Below are 2,288 nucleotides of genomic sequence, written 5' to 3'. Positions count from 1 at the left end.
GGGGCACAATTCATTGTACCCGTTTAATGTATCACCTTACCATGGCATGTCGAATCTTAGGTTTTCATTTCTATCCGGTATCACCAAATGGCATGAGGGTTTATCCTGGGAACATAATATTGAGTAATAAGTGATCAAATAAAAATGAGAAAGAATGAATTCAACAATTCCCCTCCTTGGAGGGGTGCCACTTTTGTGGCGGGGAGGGTGTCTTTCGATTTTCCCTCGTTATCCTGAGAAAAGGCTAAAGAAATACGAATAAAAGATGAGATCCTCACGACTTCTGAATACAAAGCCTCAGGATGTGACACCTGTGGTGTCAGATGTGACCCTATAATGTCTGGTAAAAGACACCGGACTCATTAAAGTAACAAAATGGCTAAATGAGATAGCCACGTCGTTCAACCAAAGAACGGTTGGATTCCTCGCAATGACAGTTTTAGATAGTTATTTTACTTTCTGGCAATAACACAAATCCAGCATTTGTGATGATCCTATTAATCAGATTTTACAGAGTAGTCAAGACTGAGTACAATATGAATCAATTAGAAAAAATTATATCTTTGGCGGTGATTGAGATGAAAGCATCCCCGTGTTCGATTACCATCAATAATCAACAAAATTTAAATATCACTCCGGGTATGACTATCCTCGAAATCGCCCACAAGTCTTTTCCCGATACTTACCAAAATTTTATGGCAGCCCGCTTAAATGGAGAAATAGTTGACCTCAACACCAAAGTTACTAAACCAAGTGATATTTGCTTCTTGGATTTCTCCCAACCTGAAGGACATCGTACCTATCTTCGCAGTTTACTGTTTATGCTCAGCTACAGCATTAACACCCTTTATCCTGAAGCCCATCTTCATGTTCTTCATTCCATGAGTGATGGTTTATTTTGTGAAATAACAGGAATTGGAAATTTGACTACCGAACACTTAGATAATATCAATCAAAAAATGCAAGAATTAGCCCGATTGAATCTCTCTTTTGAAAGAGAAATAGTCGACTGGGATAAGGCAAAAAATATTTTTCATCGACAAAATCGAGAAGACCTCAATCGGCTTTTCCGCTATTGGCGCACAACAGCAATAACTCTTTACCGCCTTAACAAATATTATGATTATTACTATGGGCCTCTTTGCCCATCAACCGGCTATATAAAAAATTATGGATTTGTTTTGGTTCCACCTGGCTTTTTCCTTCAATACCCTCGGGCGACCGATCCCGAACGTCTCCCCACCTACGTTTTTCGTCCCAAATTATTTACCACTTTCCAGGAAGCCGGTCAGTGGGCAAAAATCATGGAGATTAAAAATGTCGGAGATTTAAATGAATCGATCGTTCACGGCCAAGGTCGAGAAATTGTCTCGATGACCGAGGCTTTCCATGAGAAAAAAATCGCCCAAATCGCCGACCTCATCACTCAAAAAAGAGGAAGTCTGAAGACAGTCTTTATCGCCGGTCCTTCCTCTTCAGGGAAAACCACTTTTGCCCGGCGTTTGTATATTCAGTTAAGAGTGAATGGTTGGAAACCGGAGACCATTTCTCTTGACGATTACTTTATCTCCAAAAAAGATATTAAAACCTGGGATAATCAATACTACGAGCGCCCGGAAGCTCTTGACCTCGAGCTTTTTGAACAGCAAATTGAAGAACTCATCGATGGAAAGGAAGTTGAAATTCCTCGCTACAATTTTATTACCGGAAGCCGGGAACCCCAGGGAGCTAAGATGCAATTGGGTCACGATGGCATTATCATCATCGAAGGACTTCACGCCCTCAATCCTTTGCTCAGTAAAAACATCCCTGAAGAAAGAAAATTCAAGATTTACGCCAGCGCCATTACCCAGCTCAATATTGATAATCACAACCGAATGTCGACCACTGATTGCCGGCTTATTCGCCGTTTGGTTAGAGACAGTCAATTTCGGGGAAGCACCACTGAGGAAGTCTTTAAAACCTGGCTACATGTTCATGCCGGAGAAGAAAAATACATCTTTCCTTATCAAGAAGATGCCGATATTTTTTTCAATTCATCACTTATTTATGAATTAAGCATTCTTCGCCAATATGCCGAACCGCTTCTCCGGGCAATCACTCCTGAAAATGAAACCTACTTAGAGGCTTATCGACTCTATGCCTTTTTAAATAACTTCATTCCTCTTCAATCTTCTTTTGTACCATCCAATTCAATCTTGAGAGAATTCATCGGAACTTAAATCCGTCACTACAAGGAGCAAAGCTATCTGGCAATCACACTGCCAAAATCCGTGAAGAGTGAGCCG

Annotated in this window: 1 protein-coding gene; it reads left to right on the top strand. The window is 40.7% G+C overall.

Annotation, left to right across the window (positions count from 1 at the left end; translation table 11 throughout):
* The first annotated feature begins 536 nt into the window (after window positions 1–536).
* Window positions 537–2,222, top strand: a complete 1,686-nt coding sequence (locus PLK24_RS10885; protein ID WP_324479056.1) for a hypothetical protein — start codon at window positions 537–539, stop codon at window positions 2,220–2,222.
* The last annotated feature ends 66 nt before the right edge of the window (window positions 2,223–2,288 follow it).

The organism is Atribacter sp. (genome assembly GCF_035418125.1).
GTDB classification, from domain to species: Bacteria; Atribacterota; Atribacteria; order Atribacterales; family Atribacteraceae; genus Atribacter; species Atribacter allofermentans.
This window is presented reverse-complemented; position numbering and strand designations above follow the sequence as displayed.